14 protein-coding genes are annotated in these 19,404 nt (G+C 64.3%); 7 read left to right on the top strand and 7 right to left on the bottom strand.

Annotation, left to right across the window (positions count from 1 at the left end; all coding sequences use genetic code 11):
- The 3 genes from E3T46_RS10660 to E3T46_RS10650 form a co-directional block, all read right to left on the bottom strand.
- On the bottom strand, positions 1-1,476 hold a 1,476-nt coding region (locus E3T46_RS10660; protein ID WP_134578543.1), incomplete at its 3' end, for a DEAD/DEAH box helicase.
- A gap of 372 nt (positions 1,477-1,848) precedes the next feature.
- A complete protein-coding gene (locus E3T46_RS10655; RefSeq protein WP_134578542.1) occupies positions 1,849-2,487 on the bottom strand; it encodes a DUF1684 domain-containing protein in 639 nt (212 codons plus the stop codon).
- 64 nt (positions 2,488-2,551) lie between these two features.
- Complete coding sequence (locus E3T46_RS10650) at positions 2,552-3,094, bottom strand: hypothetical protein (protein ID WP_174845395.1); 543 nt, start codon at positions 3,092-3,094, stop codon at positions 2,552-2,554.
- A 44-nt stretch (positions 3,095-3,138) separates the two neighbouring features.
- Between E3T46_RS10650 and E3T46_RS10645 the strand changes: the two genes are divergently transcribed.
- Both E3T46_RS10645 and E3T46_RS10640 read left to right on the top strand, forming a co-directional pair.
- The gene (locus E3T46_RS10645) at positions 3,139-3,579 is read left to right on the top strand and encodes an EVE domain-containing protein (protein WP_233194879.1); all 441 of its coding nucleotides are present in this window, start codon (positions 3,139-3,141) and stop codon (positions 3,577-3,579) included.
- A 30-nt stretch (positions 3,580-3,609) separates the two neighbouring features.
- A complete protein-coding gene (locus tag E3T46_RS10640) occupies positions 3,610-4,875 on the top strand; it encodes a hypothetical protein (RefSeq protein ID WP_134578541.1) in 1,266 nt (421 codons plus the stop codon).
- Positions 4,876-4,978: 103 nt separating this feature from the next.
- Here the strand turns inward: E3T46_RS10640 and E3T46_RS10635 are convergent, their stop codons facing one another.
- From E3T46_RS10635 to E3T46_RS18470, 3 genes are all read right to left on the bottom strand, one after another.
- Positions 4,979-5,491, bottom strand: a complete 513-nt coding sequence (locus E3T46_RS10635) for a SprT-like domain-containing protein (RefSeq protein WP_134467091.1) — start codon at positions 5,489-5,491, stop codon at positions 4,979-4,981.
- Between the two features lie 64 nt (positions 5,492-5,555).
- Positions 5,556-6,719 (bottom strand): PQQ-dependent sugar dehydrogenase, encoded by a 1,164-nt coding sequence (locus tag E3T46_RS10630; protein WP_134578540.1) that lies wholly within the window; start codon positions 6,717-6,719, stop codon positions 5,556-5,558.
- Positions 6,720-6,784: 65 nt separating this feature from the next.
- On the bottom strand, positions 6,785-7,030 hold the full coding sequence (locus E3T46_RS18470; RefSeq protein WP_241980622.1) for a hypothetical protein: 246 nt from the start codon (positions 7,028-7,030) through the stop codon (positions 6,785-6,787).
- Positions 7,031-7,048: 18 nt separating this feature from the next.
- On the opposite strand from E3T46_RS18470, the gene E3T46_RS18465 reads away from it, so the two are divergent.
- A complete protein-coding gene (locus tag E3T46_RS18465; protein WP_241980620.1) occupies positions 7,049-7,360 on the top strand; it encodes a hypothetical protein in 312 nt (103 codons plus the stop codon).
- Between the two features lie 79 nt (positions 7,361-7,439).
- On the opposite strand, the gene E3T46_RS10620 is transcribed toward E3T46_RS18465, so the two are convergent.
- Positions 7,440-8,324, bottom strand: a complete 885-nt coding sequence (locus E3T46_RS10620; protein ID WP_134442832.1) for a fused MFS/spermidine synthase — start codon at positions 8,322-8,324, stop codon at positions 7,440-7,442.
- Positions 8,325-8,663: 339 nt separating this feature from the next.
- Here E3T46_RS10620 and rpoB point away from each other — a divergent pair, with 339 nt between their 5' ends.
- The 4 genes from rpoB (at position 8,664) to E3T46_RS10600 (ending at position 19,403) form a co-directional block, all read left to right on the top strand.
- A complete protein-coding gene (gene rpoB, locus E3T46_RS10615; RefSeq protein WP_134578538.1) occupies positions 8,664-12,155 on the top strand; it encodes a DNA-directed RNA polymerase subunit beta in 3,492 nt (1,163 codons plus the stop codon).
- Positions 12,156-12,197: 42 nt separating this feature from the next.
- Positions 12,198-16,121: a DNA-directed RNA polymerase subunit beta' gene (locus E3T46_RS10610; RefSeq protein WP_134578537.1), complete on the top strand. Its 3,924-nt coding sequence runs from the start codon at positions 12,198-12,200 to the stop codon at positions 16,119-16,121.
- Positions 16,122-16,357: 236 nt separating this feature from the next.
- Entirely contained in the window at positions 16,358-18,028 is a 1,671-nt protein-coding gene (locus tag E3T46_RS10605) for an ATPase, T2SS/T4P/T4SS family (protein WP_134578536.1), read from the top strand.
- 19 nt (positions 18,029-18,047) lie between these two features.
- Entirely contained in the window at positions 18,048-19,403 is a 1,356-nt protein-coding gene (locus tag E3T46_RS10600; RefSeq protein WP_277870965.1) for a type IV pilus twitching motility protein PilT, read from the top strand.
- Position 19,404: the final 1 nt, after the last annotated feature.

Genomic DNA, 19,404 nt, shown 5'->3' with positions numbered 1-19,404 from the left:
CGGACGGCCGGTGCGCTCGCGACGAGCGCCACCGGCGGGAGCCGAGTCGCGGCTGCGGCCGCCGTCGTTACGGTCGGTGCGGGCACCGCCCTGGCTTGCGCCGGAGCGGCCGGCGCCGGCATCGCGGCCGCCCTCTGAACGGCCACCCTGTGAGCGACCGCCTTCAGAGCGACCGCCTTCGGAGCGTCCGCCCTGTGAACGACCGCCCTGCGAACGTCCGCCCTGCGAACGACCGCCCTGCGACTGGCGCTGCTGCTGCGGCGCTTCGACGCGGGGAGCCGGCTTGACATAAGCAGCAACATCGCCGACGAGGGCGTCGACGGCGGGGGAGGACGCATCCACGCGCTGCGGGGTCACCTTGATGGCGGCCTTGCGCAGCAGAGCGTCGGTGTCGCGCTTCTGCTCGGGCAGCACGACGGTGACGACGTCACCGGCGCTGCCGGCGCGGGCGGTACGGCCCGAACGGTGCAGGTACGCCTTGTGCTCGGCCGGCGGGTCGACGTGGATGACGAGTTCGATGTCGTCGACGTGCACGCCGCGAGCGGCGACATCCGTTGCGACGAGAACCTTGACCGTGCCGGCGCTGAACGCGGCGAGGTTGCGGTCACGGGCCACCTGCGAGAGGTTTCCGTGCAGGTCGACGGACGGGATGCCAGCGTCGGTGAGGCTCTTGGCGAGCTTCTTGGCCTGGTGCTTGGTGCGCATGAAGAGGATGCGACGGCCAGAGCCGCTCGCCAGCTTCTGCACGAGGTCCTTCTTGGCATCGACGCCGGCGACCTCGAACACGTGGTGGGTCATGGCCGAGACGTGGCTGTTAGCCTCGTCGACGGAGTGCATCACCGGGTCGTGCAGGAAGCGCTTGACGATCTTGTCCACGCCGTTATCGAGGGTGGCGGAGAACAGCATGCGCTGGCCGTTGCCGGGAGTCTTGTCGAGGATGCGGGTGACGACGGGCAGAAAGCCGAGGTCGGCCATGTGGTCGGCCTCGTCGAGCACGGTGATCTCAACCGAGTCGAGGTTCACGAAGCCCTGCTTCATGAGGTCTTCGAGGCGACCGGGGCAGGCCACGACGATGTCGACGCCGGCCTTGAGCGCGGTGACCTGGCGGCCCTGCGAGACGCCACCGAAGATCGTGGTGGTGTTGAGGCCGTAGGCCTCGGCGAGCGGGGTGATGGCGTTGGTGATCTGCGTGGCGAGCTCGCGGGTCGGCGCGAGGATGAGGCCGAGCGGGCGACCCGGGCGACGCTTGCCGCCGGCGAGGGTGCCGCCGAGGCGCGACACCATCGGAATGGAGAAGGCCAGGGTCTTGCCCGAGCCGGTCTTGCCGCGGCCGAGCACGTCGCGGCCATTCAGGGTGTCCGGAAGGGTGTCGACCTGAATCGGGAAGGCGGTGTCGATTCCCTGGGAAGAGAGAACCTTTACCAGGGGAGCCGGCACGCCGAGCGTGCTGAACGTTGTGGACAAATCTGTAGACAAAATGGTGCCTTTCGGGCATCAGTCTCCTCGCCCGTTCGAATTATCGCGCAGCGATAAGCAAACCAGGAGGATTCACATGGCGAAGGTGCCGAAGGGCACATCCGTTCGCCGTAAGAATGTTTCATTCGAAAAATCAGGTCAGCCCTGGTGGGCCGCCAGATAGAGAAGAGGGCGTTCTACGACGCAGCAAGCGCAACTACGCACTCGCAAGTTCTCCTACTCTAGCGGATGCTGTCAAATCGGCCCACCCGCACCGATAGTGATCTTGGGATCCGGGGCGCTGTACCGAATTTTTCGAGATTCGGGGCATCTCACGCGCGGAGCGGGCGAATCGACGAAATTCTCCGCAGGTGTGAACGGGCACCCGGGTAGCTACGAGTGGTCGCCGTGGTAGAGCTCGCCGACGGGCACGTCGACGTCGATGATATTGCCGCTCTGCGGCAGCGGGCAGGCCCACATCGGGTCGTACGCGCAGGAGGGGTTGTAAGCAAAGTTGAAATCGAGAACGAGGGTGTCGTCGTCGACCCCCGGGCCGAGGTCGGCACCCTTGATGGTGTCGAGCAGGTAGCGTCCGCCGCCGTAAGTTCCGCCGCTTTTGCCGGCCAGGGCATCTTTCAGCGGCAGGAACAGGCCGCCGCCGTAGCTTGCGAGCCGCCACACGTCGAGCGAACCAAGGTAGGGCAGGCGCACGGTGCCGACCAGGTCGAAGGGCACGGTGCCGTCCGTGCCGGTTTCCACGTTCATGCGATGGGACTGCTCGGAGCGGTGCACCTCGACTTCAAACCGCCAGTCCGGGTCGTACGCGGCAATGGGAAGCCCGGTGAAGGCCGAAAGGTCGTCGGGCAATAACGGCGACGACGGATGCCCCGCAAACAGTTCATCCCGCCCCGACCGCCACAATTCGTGGCCGCTTTTCGGGCTGCTCACGCTGAGCTGGCGCACCCCCGCGTACAAACCGGTCACCCGCCGACGCCAGTCCGCGATCTGCAAGGCCCCCAGGGAAGAACTCATGGTGGCTACGCTACCGCCGGTCGGCCCGGTGCATAGGAGATGGCGCGGGGAAACTGCGGAAGCGCTAGTTGCCGTCGTCGGGCTCCCGCTGCGACAGCGGCACAAAGTTGGGGTTGTCTATGCCCACGTCGTGCTGCCAGGTGGGGGCGAGGGCCTTGAGGCGCAGCATCCGCCACTGCCAGAACGCCCAAAACGTCGGCCAGAGGGCGATCGTGGCCGGGCGGCCGCGAAAAATGAGCTGGTCCCGGTAGAGGGTTTTGCCGGTGCCGGCCGGGTCGGGCGCGATCGCCATGCGGTGATCCCAGAGCGTGACCGCACACAGCGCGCCGGAGACGCCGCGACCGGTATCGCGCAGAATGCGCACGCCGTCGGGCCGGTGCGTGGAGTTGGCAAGGCGAATGATCTGGGTTCCCATCGGCACCAGGCCGAGCATGGAGAACACGGCGGGGTGTTCGCCCGGTTCCCACCGGGTGGGAAACCCGTCGGGTTCGAGAGACTCGACCGCCATGAACGGGCTGCTCACCTCGCGAAAGACGGCGGGGCTGTGGATAGCGTGCCAGGCAGCATCCGGTGTGCAGTCCAGAATCGCTTTCAGGAGTACTCGCATCTGCTTAGTTTGGTGTGTGCGTGGCATGCGGTACAACTAGGAATGTGGCAATTCGGTTCTGGCTCGGCGTTGTGCACCGCGAGCACGTGCTGCGCGGTGTCGATTTGGGCATCGCCCGCGCCAATCGCGGCGCCGGGGACCTGATCGCGCAGATGGGCGAGGCCGACGGCATCGTCTACTACTCCCCGAAAACTGCGATCGAGGGCGATCCGCTCAAGGAATTCACGGCCATCGGCCGAATAGCGGATGCCTATGCCTACCAGGTGGGCGACCCCGCGAACGAGTTTCGGCCCTGGCGACGCCGGGCCGACTACGATCTGGATGCCTGGCCGACCAGCATCCGCCCGCTGCTGCCCGTGCTACAGCTCACCCGCGGAAACCCGGACTGGGGCTTCCAGCTGCGCCGCGGCGTGCTCGAGATTTCGCGGCACGACTTCGAGATGATTCGTCAGCAGATGCGGCGGCCCTCTGCCGACGACCGGTAGCGCCCAGTAACCCTCATTAGACTCACGGCTATGAATGGCGATCTCTGGTGGGTACCCTCGGTCATCGTTATCGGCCTCGTGTTGGCCGGAGTCTGGGCGCTGGTGGCAGCCTCGCGGCGGCGCACCCGGGCTCGGATCGGGCAGGTGAACGCTGAGGCGGCTCTTCTCGCCCGCAGCGCGGCGATCAGCCTGGTTCGCGCCGACGATCTGGTGCAAGACGCGACCGACGAGCTCGGCTTCGCCATCGCCCAGTTCGGTGAGTCTTCGACGCGGGAATTCGCCACGGCGCTCAGCACGTCGAAACGCCAGCTCAGTGATGCTTTCGCACTGCAGCAAAAGCTCGACGACGCCGTGCCGGACACCGCTGCCGAACGCACACGCTGGAACGAGCAGATCATCCAGCTCGCCGACGAGGCCACCGGCCGGCTGACCGGTCAGGCGCGTAATTTCACCGCCAGGCGCGGCGTGGAACGCAACGCCCCGCAGCAACTCGACGAACTGCGCCGACGCCTCGATCGCGTGTCCGACCGGGTCGCCGGCGGAGCGAATACGCTCGCCCGGCTCGGTTTGAGTTATTCGCCGCCGGCGCTCGCTGCGATCAGCGGCAACGTTTTGCGGGCGCAAACCGCACTCGACCTGGCCGCGGCCGCCGCCGATGCTGCCGCTGCGCGCCTTGAGGCCGCGTTGTCCGAACCGGTGGGGGAGCAGCTGCAGTCCGCCGAGCACTCCCTGTTTCAGGCGACACAACTGCTCGACGCGATTGAAACCGGCGAGGACTTGCTGCACCGCGGTTTCGCGAACTTGCAGCAGGCACTGGATGCTGCCGGCTCGGAACTCGCGCAGGCGCGAGCCCTGCGCGATGGTCACGAAGAATCCGATACGAGCGCGTCCCTGAACCTCGTCATCACCGAGGCGGCAGCCGTGCAGGCGCAATTGCGGGAGCCCGGGAGGCTCAGCGACCCATCCTCGGATGTCGTGAAGCTGGAGGCGGCGATGAACGGGCTGGACAGCATCCGTTCGGAGGCACGCAATCGGCAGTTGCGGCTTGAGAACGCCCGCACCGCCCTGGCCGGCGCGCTGCTCACCGCCCGCAGCCAGATTACGATCACCCGCGACTTCGTGGCCGCCCATCGCGGTCGGGTGCAGGCAGCCGCGCGCACCCGTTTGGCCGAGGCTGAACGGCAGCTCGCGCTCGCCGTGGCCGAGGCCGACCCGGTGACCGCGCTGGATACCGCTCGTCGAGCGATGATGCACGCCACGGATGCCGACGCCCTCGCCCGCTACGACGTGCACTGAACGCGTGCGCGCCGACCTGGTGCGCCCTGAACGTCTGGGTGCTGAACGTCTGGGCGCTGACCCTGGGCGCTGACCCTGGGCGCCGACCTGGTGCGCCCTGAACTCAGCCGACCGGCGGGAGCCGAGGGCCGGCCGAGGCCGCGGCCCGACGCCGGATCGCCGGCGTGATTTCGCGCCGTAACCAGCTGATGGCGTGGGCCTGATCGAATCGGCGGGCGCAGAGTCCACAGGCCAGCGGCCGGGTGGGCTGCCGATACCGAAAATGGGTGTGTCCGGCGGGGCAGGTGCCCACCCAGGGGGCGAGTTCGTCGGCGATCTCGCCGTCGTGGGTGCGCTTGCCGTCGTAGCCAAGGTCGAAGGCCACCTTCTTCCAGCGCGGACCATGCCCGGCACGCGGCCCGGCCAGAGCGTGCGCGAATTCGTGCAGCAGGATCTGGTGCACGTCGTCGTCGGCATAGCGGGAGGCGAGGTAGCGCGACACCGTGATGTGCTTCGCGCTGAAATTGCACAGGCCGGCACGTTTTTTCGCGTTGTCGAAGCCGAAGGTCCAGCTGGGGTCGAGGTGCAGAACGATGAGCGCGTCGGCCCAGCGTCGCACCTGGGCGAGATCGGCCATCAGGACGCCGCCGTTTCCGCGAGGCAAGCGGGGGTCTGAGCGAGATCAGACGTCGGGAAAGACATTAGGGCGCCACCGCCACTTGCAGGAGCCGGTCGTCTTCAGCCGCCGGGGAGCCCCGGCCATCCGTGTTATTACTCACAAACCACAGTGTGCCAGCTGGCCCTGACACCACGTCGCGCAACCGGCCGTATCCGTTGACAAACCACTCGGTGGGGGTGTCGGTGGAGGATGTGCTCAGAATCGGGATGCTCCACAACCGTTGCCCGCGCAGGCTCGCCATGAAGATGGTGTCGTTCACGATGGCGATGCCGCTCGGGCTCGCTACGTCCGTCGACCACTGACGTTCCGGGTCGAGATACGCCGGGTCGCCGGCCTGGCCCTCGACCAGCGGCCAGCCGTAGTTGCCGCCGGGAACGATGCGGTTGAGTTCGTCCCAGGTGTTCTGCCCGAACTCGCTCGCCCACAGCTGGCCGCGCGAATCCCAGGCCAGGCCCTGTGGATTCCGATGCCCGAATGAGTACACCAGCGTGCCGAACGGGTTGTCCGCTGGCACGGCACCGGTCGGTGTCATTCGCAAAATCTTGCCGCCGAGCGAGTCCAGGTCCTGGGAATGGGCGGTGTCTCCGGCGTCCCCGACCGTGGCGTAGAGCAGTCCTTCGGGGCCGAACGCGAGGCGTCCACCGTTGTGATTGCCGGCTCGGGGGATGGAGTCGAGCACGAGGGTGGGTGCCCCGAGGGTGTGACTGCCGGGGGAGCCGGCCAACGGCATCCGTTCGATGCGGTTGTCGGCCGCCGTTGAGTAGTAGGCGTACACCCAGCCAGTGCCGCCCGGGGCCGCCCGGTCGGCGAGAAAGGCGAGGCCGAGCAGCCCGCCCTCACCGCTCGGGCGCGCCGCCGCGACGGTGCCGGCGTCGCGCAGACTGCCGTCGGCCAGTAGCTCGCGAAGCCGGGTGGTGTCGCGTTCGCTGATGAGCGTGGCCCCGTCGGGCAGTCGCAGAATCGACCATGGAGCCTGAAGCCCCGACGCGATCACGACCGGTTCGCCGACCGGATGCACCGGTGCGAGCGGGTCAGCACCGGCATCCGTTGCGCTCGGCGTCGGTTGGGCCGGTGTCGTGGTGGTCGGAGTAGCGCGCGGGTCCGCAGCGCTGCACGCGGTCAGGGTGAGAATCACGAGCACGGCCGTGCCCACCGCACGCCGCCGCCGCTCGGTCGGATCGGTCACCGGTCACCTCGCCTTCGTCGTGAACACAGCATGCCGCTTAACGCGTGCGGCGGCCAGTAGCTGGCTCAGGGCCCGTTCACTCGCGGCGGGACTGCAGGTTGGGCCTGGGCGCTGCGAGCAGCAATGTGCTGCTCGACGACGGCAACGGCCAGCAGCGAGCTGTCGAGTTCGTCGGCGTCGGCGCCGTCTTTCTCGCGCAGAAACACGGCGGCGGTGAAGTCGGCGAGGGCGCTTTCGAGGTTGTCCTGGTCGAAGTACACCTTGCCGCGGTGCTGGCGGGCATAGGCGGCGAGGCGGCTCCACTCGTGCACCTCGGAGTCGAGTATGCAATGCGTCAACTCGCTCGCGGCCTCGACGAGCTTGCCCTGAAATTGCAGGACCTGCGCCCGACGGATGCGACTGGCCACCGCCTGCTCCCGGTTGCCGGTGAAGCGCGACTGGCGCACGGCCTCGTTGGCCACTTCCCAGGCTTCATCGAGCCGGCCGACGAGGCGCAGCAGGGCGACCTTTTCGTTCAGCGCGGCCAGGCTGCGCAGCGTGCCGAGTTCTTCAAGCCTCTCACCGGCGGCCTGAAGGTCTACTTTTTCGCGCAGGGTGATGGGGTCGTAACCGATGATGAAACTCAGGGTGTGTTCCTGTAATGACGAAGGCGGACGCGGCCGCGCGGAGAAATGACGGGTGCCCCCAGAGTACCGCCGCCCGCGGGCATCCGGTCGCCGACTAGTGCCCGATCTGGAAGACCGTGCGGCCGGGCAGCGGCGACTGCGTCGACGTCTCGTCGGTCGCCACGAGCGAACCGGCCATGAACTGCTTGAGTTCGGTTCCCTCGATCACTTTTGCCGGGTGCGGACCGTTGGCCAGCAGCCGCGGAATCCAGTTGAGGTCGATCGGCGTGTGCGCTGCGATGAACACGATGTTGCCGAACCGGCGCCCCTTGAGTACCTGCGTCTCAGCGAATCCGATCACGTGCGGAAACACCGCCGAGAGGGTTGCGGCCTGGCCGCGCGCGAACGCGAGTCCGGGGCCATCCGCTACGTTGACGGCGAGTACGCCGCGTGACGACAGCAGCGGGGCGGCGAGCGCGAAAAATTCGCGGCTCGTGACGTGCTTCGGGGTGCGCGCCCCGGAGAAAATGTCGACCACGACGAGGTCGACCGCGCCTTGCAGCCCGGCGGGAAGCTTGCCGAGCACCTCGCGGGCATCGCCATGGCGCACGCGCAGCTGGGCGCGTTTGTCCCACGGCAGCACCTCCCGCACCAGGTCGATCAAATCGCTCTCGATCTCGACCACCTGCTGGCGCGAGCCCGGCCGGGTCGCCTCGACGTAGCGTGGCAAGGTGAGCGCGCCGGCCCCGAGGTGCACGGCGGTGATCGGCTCGTGCGGGTCGCCGAGCAGGTCGATGACGTGCCCGATGCGCTGGATGTACTCGAAGAACAGCTCATCCGGGTGATCGATGTTCACGTGCGACTGCGGGGTGCCGTCGACCACGAGCTGAAAGCTGCCGGGGGTGAAACGGTCGGGTTCGATCACCGCAGTGTGTCCGCTCAACTTCAACACGACAGACGGATGCCCCTCCGTCACCTCACCCTTACGCCCAGTACTCATCGTCCTAGTCTGCGCCCTCTCCACGTGCCCGCGCCGCAGCATCCGCTTCGCGAAAGCGCAAAAAGTGCCCGATTGAGGGTGTCAAATGGGCACTTTTTGCGCTCTCGCGAGAAGACGGAGGGTGTTATACCTGAGAGTTTGCAGATTTGCAACAATTAGGTGGACATGACGCGAATGGGGGCATATAGTTGATCCTTGCGCTCCCAGACAAACTATGCCTTCATATTGCGGTCGGCTTTGCGTGTTCAAGCCACCTTGAGGCACACCTCTTATGAGGGTCTGCGGAGTCATCACCAATAACAGTAACTAGACCTGACGGGGTCCACGGAGGTTATTTCCTTGGCTGCTGCGCGCAACGCAACCACCAACTCACCCAAGAACGGCCGCTCGCACGAGCGTCTGTCGTTCGCAAAGATCAGCGACCACTTGAACGTTCCGGATCTGCTTGCTTTGCAGACCGAGAGCTTCGACTGGCTCGTCGGCAACGACATCTGGAAGGCTCGCGTCGCCGAAGCCCAGGCTGCCGGACGCCAGGACCTGCCGAATCGCACCGGGCTCGATGAGATCTTCGAGGAGATCTCTCCCATCGAGGACCTCGGCGAAACGATGCAGCTGTCCTTCACCAACCCGGAGCTCGAGCCGGAGAAGTACACCATTGACGAGTGCAAGGAAAAGGGTAAGACCTACTCCGCACCCCTCTATGTGAACGCTGAGTTCATGAACCACCTCACCGGTGAGATCAAGACTCAGACCGTGTTCATGGGTGACTTCCCGTTGATGACCCCCAAGGGCACCTTCGTGATCAACGGCACCGAGCGTGTCGTCGTGTCGCAGCTGGTGCGCTCCCCGGGAGTGTATTTTAACCGCGAGCAGGAGAAAACGTCTGACAAGGACATCTACTCCGCCCGTGTCATCCCGAGCCGTGGTGCCTGGCTTGAATTCGAGATCGACAAGCGCGACCAGGTTGGCGTGCGCATCGACCGCAAGCGCAAGCAGTCCGTGACCGTGTTCCTGAAGGCCCTCGGCCTCACCAGCGAGCAGATCCTCGAAGAGTTCAAGGGCTACGCGTCCATCGAGCTCACCCTTGAGAAGGACAACATCCTCACCAAGGAAGAAGCCCTCAAGGACATCTACCGCAAGCTTCGCCCCGGCGAGCAGGTTGCCGCCGAGGCTGCGCGTGCGCTCCTCGACAACTTCTTCTTCAACTCCAAGCGCTACGACCTGGCCAAGGTTGGTCGTTACAAGATCAACCGCAAGCTCGGCCTCGAAGCTCCGCTGAGTGACTCCGTACTGACGCTGGCGGACATCCTGGCCACCATCAAGTACCTCGTCGCCCTGCACGACAACCAGACCACCCTTCCGGGTCTGCGCGACGGCAAGATGACCGACATCAACATCGACATCGACGACATCGACCACTTCGGTAACCGTCGTATCCGTGCCGTCGGCGAGCTCATCCAGAACCAGGTGCGCACCGGCCTGTCCCGCATGGAGCGCGTTGTTCGCGAGCGCATGACCACGCAGGACATCGAAGCGATCACGCCGCAGACCCTGATCAACGTGCGCCCTGTCGTCGCCGCGATCAAGGAGTTCTTCGGTACGTCGCAGTTGTCGCAGTTCATGGACCAGAACAACCCGCTCGCAGGCCTCACGCACAAGCGTCGCCTGTCCGCGCTGGGCCCGGGTGGTCTGTCCCGTGACCGCGCCGGCGTCGAGGTGCGAGACGTTCACCCCTCGCACTACGGCCGCATGTGCCCCATTGAGACCCCTGAGGGCCCGAACATCGGCCTGATCGGTTCGCTCGCCTCGTTCGCGCAGATCAATGCGTTCGGTTTCATTGAGACGCCGTACCGTCGGGTGCTGAACAACAAGGTCACCGAGACGATCGACTACCTCACCGCGAGCGAAGAGGACGACTTCATCGTCGCCCAGGCCAACGCGCCGCTCACCAAGGACTCGCACTTCGCCGAGGCCCGCGTGCTCGCCCGTAAGAAGGGTGGCGAGGTCGACCTCGTTCCCGCTGAAGACATCGGCTACATGGATGTCTCGCCGCGCCAGATGGTGTCGGTCGCGACCAGCCTCATTCCGTTCCTCGAGCACGACGATGCAAACCGCGCACTCATGGGTGCCAACATGCAGCGTCAGGCGGTGCCGCTGCTGCTCAGCGACAGCCCGCTCGTCGGAACCGGCATGGAGGTCTACACGGCCATCGACGCCGGTGACGTGCTCACCGCGCACAAGCCCGGTGTGGTCTCCGAGGTGTCGGCTGATGTCGTCACCATCCAGCTCGATGAGGGCGGCACGCAGGACTATTACCTTCGCAAGTTCAGCCGCTCCAACCAGGGCACGAGCTTCAACCACCGCGTGATCGTCAACGCCGGTGAGCGGATCGAAGCCGGCGAGGTTATCGCCGACGGACCCGCCACCGACCAGGGAGAACTCGCCCTCGGAAAGAACCTGCTCGTGGCATTCATGCCGTGGGAAGGCTACAACTTCGAGGACGCGATCATCCTGAGCCAGAACCTGGTCAAGGACGACACCCTCTCCTCGATTCACATCGAAGAGTACGAAGTGGATGCCCGCGACACCAAGCTGGGTAAGGAAGAGATCACTCGCGACCTTCCCAACGTGTCGCCGGACTTCCTCGCCGACCTCGACGAGCGTGGCATTATTCGCATCGGAGCCGAGGTTCGCCCCGGCGATATCCTCGTCGGCAAGGTCACGCCCAAGGGCGAGACCGAGCTGTCTGCCGAGGAGCGCCTGCTGCGCGCCATCTTCAACGAGAAGAGCCGCGAAGTTCGCGACACGAGCTTGAAGGTTCCCCACGGTGAGCGCGGCACCATCATCGGTGTCAAGGTGTTCGACTCGCAGGACGGCGACGACGAGCTTGGCAGCGGCGTCAACCAGCGCGTGGTCGTGTTCATCGCCCAGAAGCGCAAGATCACCGAGGGTGACAAGCTCGCCGGCCGTCACGGCAACAAGGGTGTTATCTCCCGCATTCTGCCGATCGAGGACATGCCGTTCCTCGCCGACGGAACCCCGGTCGACATCATCCTCAACCCGCTCGGTATCCCCGGTCGCATGAACTTCGGCCAGGTGCTCGAAACCCACCTCGGCTGGATTGCGAAGCAGGGCTGGAACGTCGAGGGCAAGCCGAAGTGGGCTGCTCGTCTTCCGGAGCACGCCTTCAGCGCCGCACCCGGCACGAAGGTCGCCACCCCGGTATTCGACGGTGCGCTCGAGATCGAGATCGAGGGTCTTCTGGACTCCACGACCCTGACCCGCGACGGCGAACGCCTCATCGGTTCCTCGGGCAAGACCCAGCTCTTCGACGGCCGCTCCGGCGAGCCGTTCCCGATGCCGGTGTCCGTTGGATACATGTACATCCTGAAGCTCCACCACCTCGTCGACGACAAGATCCACGCTCGCTCGACCGGCCCGTACTCCATGATCACGCAGCAGCCGCTGGGTGGTAAGGCGCAGTTCGGTGGACAGCGTTTCGGTGAGATGGAGGTGTGGGCGCTCGAAGCATATGGAGCCGCTTACGCCCTGCAGGAACTCCTGACCATCAAGAGCGACGATATCCTCGGCCGCGTCAAGGTATACGAGGCCATCGTCAAGGGTGAGAACATCCAGGAACCCGGCATTCCCGAGAGCTTCAAGGTTCTTATCAAGGAAATGCAGTCGCTCTGCCTGAACGTCGAAGTACTTTCGGCCGATGGCACCGCAGTCAGCCTGCGCGACACGGATGACGAGGTGTTCCGTGCTGCGGAAGAACTCGGCATCAACATTTCCACCCGGTTTGAGTCGTCGTCCATCGACGACATCTAAGCCCGGTCCAAAGAAACTTCGAAAACTTTCCAAGGAGAGAAATTGCTCGACGTAACAACATTTGACGAGCTTCGTATTGGCCTGGCTACCGCAGACGACATCCGTCGTTGGTCGCACGGTGAGGTCAAGAAGCCCGAAACCATCAACTACCGCACGCTCAAGCCGGAAAAAGACGGCCTGTTCGGCGAGCAGATCTTCGGACCCTCACGGGACTGGGAATGCTCATGTGGCAAGTACAAGCGTGTTCGCTTCAAAGGCATCGTCTGCGAGCGTTGCGGTGTAGAGGTCACGAAGTCGTCGGTGCGCCGTGAGCGCATGGGCCACATCGAACTCGCTGCCCCGGTCACGCACATCTGGTACTTCAAGGGTGTGCCCTCGCGTCTCGGTTACCTGCTGGACATGGCTCCGAAGGACCTCGAAAAGGTCATCTACTTCGCCGCCTACATGGTTATCACGGTGGACGAAGACGGTCGCCACCAGGACATGCCCGGCCTTGAGAACGAGCTGCGTCTCGAACTGAAGACCATTGAGTCCAGCCGCGACTCGCGCATCGCCGATCGCCTGCAGCGCCTTGAAACCGACCTCGCAGCACTGGAGGCCGAAGGCGCCAAGAGCGACCAGAAGAAGCGCACCAAGGACGCCGCCGAGAAGGAAATGGGCCAGATTCGCAAGTCTCTGGACGAGCAGGTTGCTCACCTCGAGCGCGTGTGGGAAGACTTCCGCACCCTCAAGGTCGGCGACCTGAAGCCGGAAGACTCCGTCTTCCACGAGCTCCAGGACCGTTTCGGCATGTACTTCGAGGCCTACATGGGCGCCGAAGCCATTAAGAAGCGCCTTGAGGCCTTCGACCTGGTCACCGAAAGCGAAAACCTGCACCTGCAGATCGCTGAGGGCAAGGGTCAGAAGAAGATCCGCGCCATTAAGCGTCTGCGCGTGGTCAACGCGTTCATCATGACCGGCAACTCGCCGGCCGGAATGGTGCTCGACGTCGTTCCGGTGCTCCCGCCGGAACTCCGCCCGATGGTGCAGCTCGACGGTGGCCGCTTCGCGACCAGCGACCTCAACGACCTCTACCGTCGTGTGATCAACCGCAACAACCGCCTGCGTCGTCTGCTTGACCTCGGTGCTCCCGAGATCATTGTCAACAACGAGAAGCGGATGCTGCAGGAGGCCGTCGACGCACTGTTCGACAACGGTCGCCGTGGTCGCCCGGTCACCGGAACCGGTAACCGTGCCCTGAAGTCCCTGAGCGACATGCTCAAGGGAAAGCAGGGTCGTTTCCGCCAGAACCTGCTCGGCAAGCGCGTGGACTACTCCGGCCGTTCGGTCATCGTGGTCGGCCCGCAGCTCAAGCTGCACCAGTGTGGTCTGCCCAAGCAGATGGCACTCGAGCTGTTCAAGCCGTTCGTGATCAAGCGCCTGATCGACCTGAGCCACGCTCAGAACATCAAGGCTGCCAAGCGCATGGTCGAGCGTTCGCGTCCGCAGGTCTGGGACGTGCTCGAGGAGATCATCCGCGAGCGCCCCGTCATGCTCAACCGTGCACCCACCCTGCACCGCCTCGGCATCCAGGCCTTCGAGCCTCAGCTCGTTGAGGGTAAGGCAATCCAGCTGCACCCGCTCGTTTGCGCGGCGTTCAACGCCGACTTCGACGGTGACCAGATGGCCGTGCACCTGCCGCTGTCGGTTGAGGCCCAGGCCGAGGCTCGCATTCTGATGCTCGCCTCGAACAACATCCTCAAGCCGTCCGACGGCCGCCCGGTGACCCTGCCCACCCAGGACATGATCATCGGTCTGCACCACCTCACCACGATGAAGGAAGGTGTGGTCGGAGAAGGCCGCGCGTTCTCCACCGTCGCAGAGGCGATTCTCGCGTTCGACCAGAAGACGCTCGACCTGAACGCCAAGGTGCGCATCCGCTTGACCGACAAGTACTTCACCGAGGGCACCCAGCCCGAAGGCGTCGAGCTCGTCAACGGTCAGGCTGTGGGCACCGTTCTCGTCACGACGAGCCTCGGTCGCGCCATTTTCAACGAGGCGCTTCCGGCCGACTACCCGTACTTCGAAGACGTTGCCAACAAGGTCACCATGTCGACCATTGTCAACGACCTCGCGGAGCGGTACGTCAAGGTTGAGGTTGCTGCAACCCTCGACCGGATCAAGGATGCCGGTTTCTACTGGGCAACCCGAAGCGGTGTGACCGTAGCGCTCAGCGACATTCTGACGCCTCCGAACAAGAAGGAGATCGTCGCCGGCTACGAGAAGCAGGCTGCCAAGGTTCAGGGCCAGTTCGACAAGGGTCTGACGACCGACCTCGAGCGTCGCCAGGAGCTCATCCAGATCTGGACTCGTGCCACGGAAGACGTCGCCGCAGCGATGCAGGCGAACTTCCCGGCCGACAACACCATTAACCGCATGGTGACCTCTGGTGCTCGTGGTAACTGGCTGCAGGTGCGTAACATCGCCGGCATGCGAGGCCTCGTGAACAACCCGAAGGGTGAGATCATCCCTCGCCCGATCATCTCGAGCTACCGCGAAGGCCTGTCCGTCGCCGAGTACTTTATTGCTACTCACGGTGCTCGTAAGGGTCTGGCCGACACGGCTCTGCGTACCGCCGACTCGGGGTACCTCACCCGTCGTCTGGTGGACGTCTCGCAGGATGTCATCATCCGTGAAGACAACTGTGGAACGACGAAGGGTCTTGAACTGCCCATCGCCGGAACCGATGCCACGACCGGTGCGCTCCTGCGGGGCGACGACGGCGGCCTCCTGGTCGACTTCAACGTCGAGAACGCGGTCTACGCTCGCAGCCTGGCCGCAGCCGCGGTCAACGCTGCCGGTGAGGTCATCGCCGACGCCGGAGACGACGTCGGAGACGTGCTCATCGCGAAGCTCATCGCTGGTGGTGTCGAAACCATCAAGGTGCGTTCCGTGCTGACCTGTGAGTCGGCCGTCGGTGTCTGTGCTGTCTGCTACGGCCGGTCGCTCGCCACGGGCCAGCTCGTCGACATCGGTGAGGCCGTCGGTATCATCGCCGCACAGTCCATCGGTGAGCCCGGCACCCAGCTGACCATGCGTACCTTCCACACGGGTGGGTCGGCATCCGCTGACGACATCACCCAGGGTCTGCCGCGTGTTCAGGAGCTGTTCGAAGCGCGTACCCCCAAGGGTGCGTCGCCCATCGTCGACTCCGCCGGACGCATCACGATCGAGGATTCGGACAAGGGCCGCAAGGTCATCCTGACCCCCGACAGTGGCGACGAAGCAATCGCCTACCCGGTGCTCAAGCGTTCAACCCTCCTCGTTGAGGACGGCCAGCACGTTGAGCTGGGGCAGCAGATCATCATCGGTGCCGTCGACCCGAAGGAAGTTCTTCGTGTCAAGGGTGTTCGCGCGGTGCAGAAGCACCTCGTCTCCGGTGTGCAGGAGGTCTACCGTTCGCAGGGTGTGCCGATTCACGACAAGCACATCGAGGTCATCGTTCGTCAGATGCTTCGCAAGGTGACCGTCGTCGAACACGGCGACACCGGACTGCTCCCGGGCGAGCTCGTTGACCGGTTGAAGTACAACGACCTCAACCGCACCGCGCTGACCGAGGGCAAGAAGACGGCATCCGCTCGCCAGGAGGTCATGGGTATTACCAAGGCTTCCCTCGCGACCGAGTCCTGGCTGAGTGCCGCTTCCTTCCAGGAGACCACCCGGGTTCTGACCCAGGCGGCCATGGAAGGCAAGAGCGACCCGCTGATGGGCCTCAAGGAGAACGTCATCATCGGTAAGTTGATCCCCGCCGGCACCGGCCTTCCTCGTTACCGCGACGTCACCGTCGAGGCAACGGAAGAAGCCAAGGCTGAGCGTTACCCGAACCGCATCTTCACCGAAGATGCCACGTTCAACGAGGGTGACCTGAGCTTCGTCGACTTCGACAGCTTCTCGTCGGACGACCTCACTCCTGGTACGTACAACTAGTATCCGGTAGCTCTCAACGAATGGCCCCTGCTTCGGCAGGGGCCATTCGTCGTTAACGTGCAAGACCAGACAAATGGATGCCGTGGGCTGGCCGCGACACCACCAAGTCCACCTTGTGACTCGGGGCCCGGGCCCCGAACAGGAAGAAGGGGGCTCCCTGCAAGGTAACGGGATTCCGGGGCGAGGACGTATACTCGGGTTCTAGACTAGAAGTAACCACTTCGGGGGAGGTCCGCGTGGCAACCTTGACCGAAATTCTGATTCTCCACGGGCTGCTCCCTATTGAAGTGCTTGACACGCTCATGGCGGGGGACCCGGCCGATGAGAGCGCGGTCCGGGCGCTGGTCGACCGCGGCGTCATCACCGAGCTCCAATTCGCCAAGGCTCGGGCCGAGCAAGCCAACCTGCCGTTCGTTGAACTTCTTGATTACCCCGTTGATCGCTTGGCGGTTGCGCTCGTCACCCCGTCGATCTGCCGACGCCATGACGTGCTGCCGATCGCGATTATCGAGGGCCGTCTCCTACTCGCGATGGTCGACCCCGGTAACGTCTTTGCCCTCGACGATGTGCGTGATGCTTCACGGATGCAGGTCAAGCAGGTCGTCGCGGAACGTGCGGATTTGCTTGCCGCCATTGGCCGTCACCACCGGGCCGACGACGAGCTCACCAATCTGACGACGACCCTTGAGGAGGAGAACGCGCCCAGGGAGTCCGCCGCGTTCGGTGTCTCGGATTCCCTCGATGATGACGCCCCAATTGTCCGTTTCGTTAACCTGCTCGTCAGCCAGGCCATCCAAGACCGGGCATCGGATATCCACATCGAACCCGCAGAGCACAGTCTCGGCGTGCGGTACCGCATCGACGGAGTGCTGCACGCGATGCAGCGTGCACCCAAAAGCATCCAGAACGGTGTTATCTCCCGGCTCAAGATCATGAGCGACATTGATATCTCGGAGCGCCGCAAACCGCAGGACGGGCGCATGTCCGTGAGCCATGGCGGCCGCAAGATCGACCTGCGGGTTGCCACGCTCCCCACGGTCTGGGGCGAGAAGATCGTCATGCGAATTCTCGACAACTCCAGCACCAAGCTGAGCTTGCGCGACCTTAACCTGCTCGAGGGAAACTTCAACGCCTATAAGACGGCATACTCGAAGCCCTACGGCATGATCCTCGTGACCGGGCCGACCGGTTCAGGCAAGTCCTCCACGCTGTACACGACCCTGAATTCTGTCGCCCGCACCGAGATCAACGTGATCACTGTCGAAGACCCGGTCGAATACCGGATGGAGGGCATCAACCAGGTGCAGGTGAACCCAAAAGCCGGGCTCACCTTCGCCAGTGCGCTGCGGTCCATCCTGCGCTCCGACCCCGACGTCGTTCTGATCGGTGAGATCCGGGACTACGAGACCGCGCTTATCGCGATCGAGGCGGCACTCACCGGCCACCTCGTGTTATCGACCCTGCATACGAATAGTGCGCCGAGTGCGATCACGCGGCTCATCGAGATGGGCGTTGAGCCGTTCCTTGTCGGTTCCGCACTGGATTGTGTCGTCGCCCAGCGGCTCGCGCGCAGGCTGTGTGACCGCTGCAAGCTGCCCGACAACCGCGAGGTGGAAGAGCTGGTTTTGCTGAACTTCGCCGTCGATCCTGATTTGCCGGCACCGGTGATATTCCGGCCCGTCGGCTGTGCCAGTTGTTCCAAGACGGGGTACCGGGGGCGCATTGCCGTTCACGAGGTCATGACGGTGTCCGAAGAGATCGAACGACTCACGGTGGGCCGTGCATCGAGCGCGGAGATATTAAGAGAGGCGAAAGAGCAGGGCATGATCACCCTGCGAGAAGACGGTTGGGCCAAGGTTTTGCTGGGCCTCACGTCGATTGAGGAAATTCTCCGAGTGGTGGCTTAGAACGTAAAGGACTGGCAGCATGAATAATCCGATCTATGAGATTCCGGTGGCGGCTCCCGGCTTTGGTCCAACGGCAATGAGCCGAGCGGATGCCGATCAGCCCACTGGCACCCCTGGTCCCGCTGGCTTGGCCGAGCCGGACTACCTGACCGCTCCGATCGTGTCCACCGAGGGAGTCTTTGTTGACGCCGGTGATTCCGCCGCGCTCACGCGCGGGGTAGCAGGGCAGGAACCCGATCCGGATCTCCTGAACGCGCTCAGTACCGTGCTCGACCTCAATGCCTCCGATCTTCACATCACGGTGGGGGCGCAGCCGTGCATTCGCGTCGACGGCGGGCTACGCCCGGTCGCAGGCTCTACAAAGTGGTTGCGGGACAAGGTGACGTCCGCGCTCTTCAGCCTGCTGACGCCAACGCAGCGCGAAGAGTTCGAACGGGAGCTTGAACTCGACTTCGCCTTCACGGCGGGCGGCGCGAGATTTCGGGTGAATTACTACCAGCAGCGCAATTCGGTGGGAGGGGCCTTCCGCCTCATTCCGCGGGAAATCAAGCAGCTGTCCGAACTTGGGGTGCCCGAGTCCGTCGCGAAATTCGCTCAGTTGCCGCGCGGACTCGTGCTCGTGACCGGACCGACCGGATCCGGCAAATCCACGACCCTCGCCGCCCTGATCGACCTCGTCAATCGCACGCGTGCCGACCACATCGTCACGGTCGAAGACCCGATCGAGTTTCTGCACCGGCACCAAAAGTCGCTGGTGAATCAGCGCGAAGTCGGTCACGACACGCACAGCTTCGCCGCCGCGCTCAAGCATGTACTGAGGCAGGACCCAGACGTGATCCTCATCGGAGAACTGCGTGACCTGGAAACCGTGTCGGTCGCCCTGACGGCGGCCGAGACGGGGCACCTCGTGTTTGCAACGCTGCACACGCAGGACGCCGCGCAGACGATCGACCGGGTGATCGATGTCTTCCCGCCCTATCAGCAAGGACAGGTGCGGGCCCAGCTCGCGGCCACCCTGCAGGGAGTCATCTGCCAGACCCTCGTAAAAAAGGTCGGTGGTGGTCGCGTGGTGGCCACGGAGGTGCTCGTGGCGACCTCAGCCATCGCAAACCTCATTCGGGAGGGCAAGACCTACCAGATCTCCTCTGCCATGCAGGCGGGGCGGGCGCTCGGTATGCACACGATGGACCAGCATTTGGCCGACCTCGTCAATGCCGGCAGCATTACCCGGCAGTCCGCGGAAGAAAAAGCCCAGGACTTCGAGGGCCTGGCTCAGCTCATCGCGCATTCCGGTGGCGGCAGCAATTCGCTCGATACGACCATGTCGGCCGGGGGAATCGACTTCGGCGACTCGTTCTCACCCCGAAAGAAGTAGC

Source organism: Cryobacterium sp. Hh11, assembly GCF_004404045.1.
GTDB lineage: Bacteria > Actinomycetota > Actinomycetes > Actinomycetales > Microbacteriaceae > Cryobacterium > Cryobacterium levicorallinum.
This window is presented reverse-complemented; position numbering and strand designations above follow the sequence as displayed.

Excerpts from the sequence above, each read along its gene's own strand:
- E3T46_RS10655 (WP_134578542.1), bottom strand. The coding sequence starts at position 2,487 with ATGAGTTCTTCCCTGGGGGCCTTGCAGATCGCGGACTGGCGTCGGCGG.
- E3T46_RS18465 (WP_241980620.1), top strand. The coding sequence starts at position 7,049 with ATGCGTCAACTCGCTCGCGGCCTCGACGAGCTTGCCCTGAAATTGCAG.
- E3T46_RS10635 (WP_134467091.1), bottom strand. The coding sequence starts at position 5,491 with ATGGCCGATCTCGCCCAGGTGCGACGCTGGGCCGACGCGCTCATCGTT.
- E3T46_RS10640 (WP_134578541.1), top strand. The coding sequence starts at position 3,610 with ATGAATGGCGATCTCTGGTGGGTACCCTCGGTCATCGTTATCGGCCTC.
- E3T46_RS10620 (WP_134442832.1), bottom strand. The coding sequence starts at position 8,324 with ATGAGTACTGGGCGTAAGGGTGAGGTGACGGAGGGGCATCCGTCTGTC.
- E3T46_RS10650 (WP_174845395.1), bottom strand. The coding sequence starts at position 3,094 with ATGCGAGTACTCCTGAAAGCGATTCTGGACTGCACACCGGATGCTGCC.
- E3T46_RS10600 (WP_277870965.1), top strand. The coding sequence starts at position 18,048 with ATGAATAATCCGATCTATGAGATTCCGGTGGCGGCTCCCGGCTTTGGT.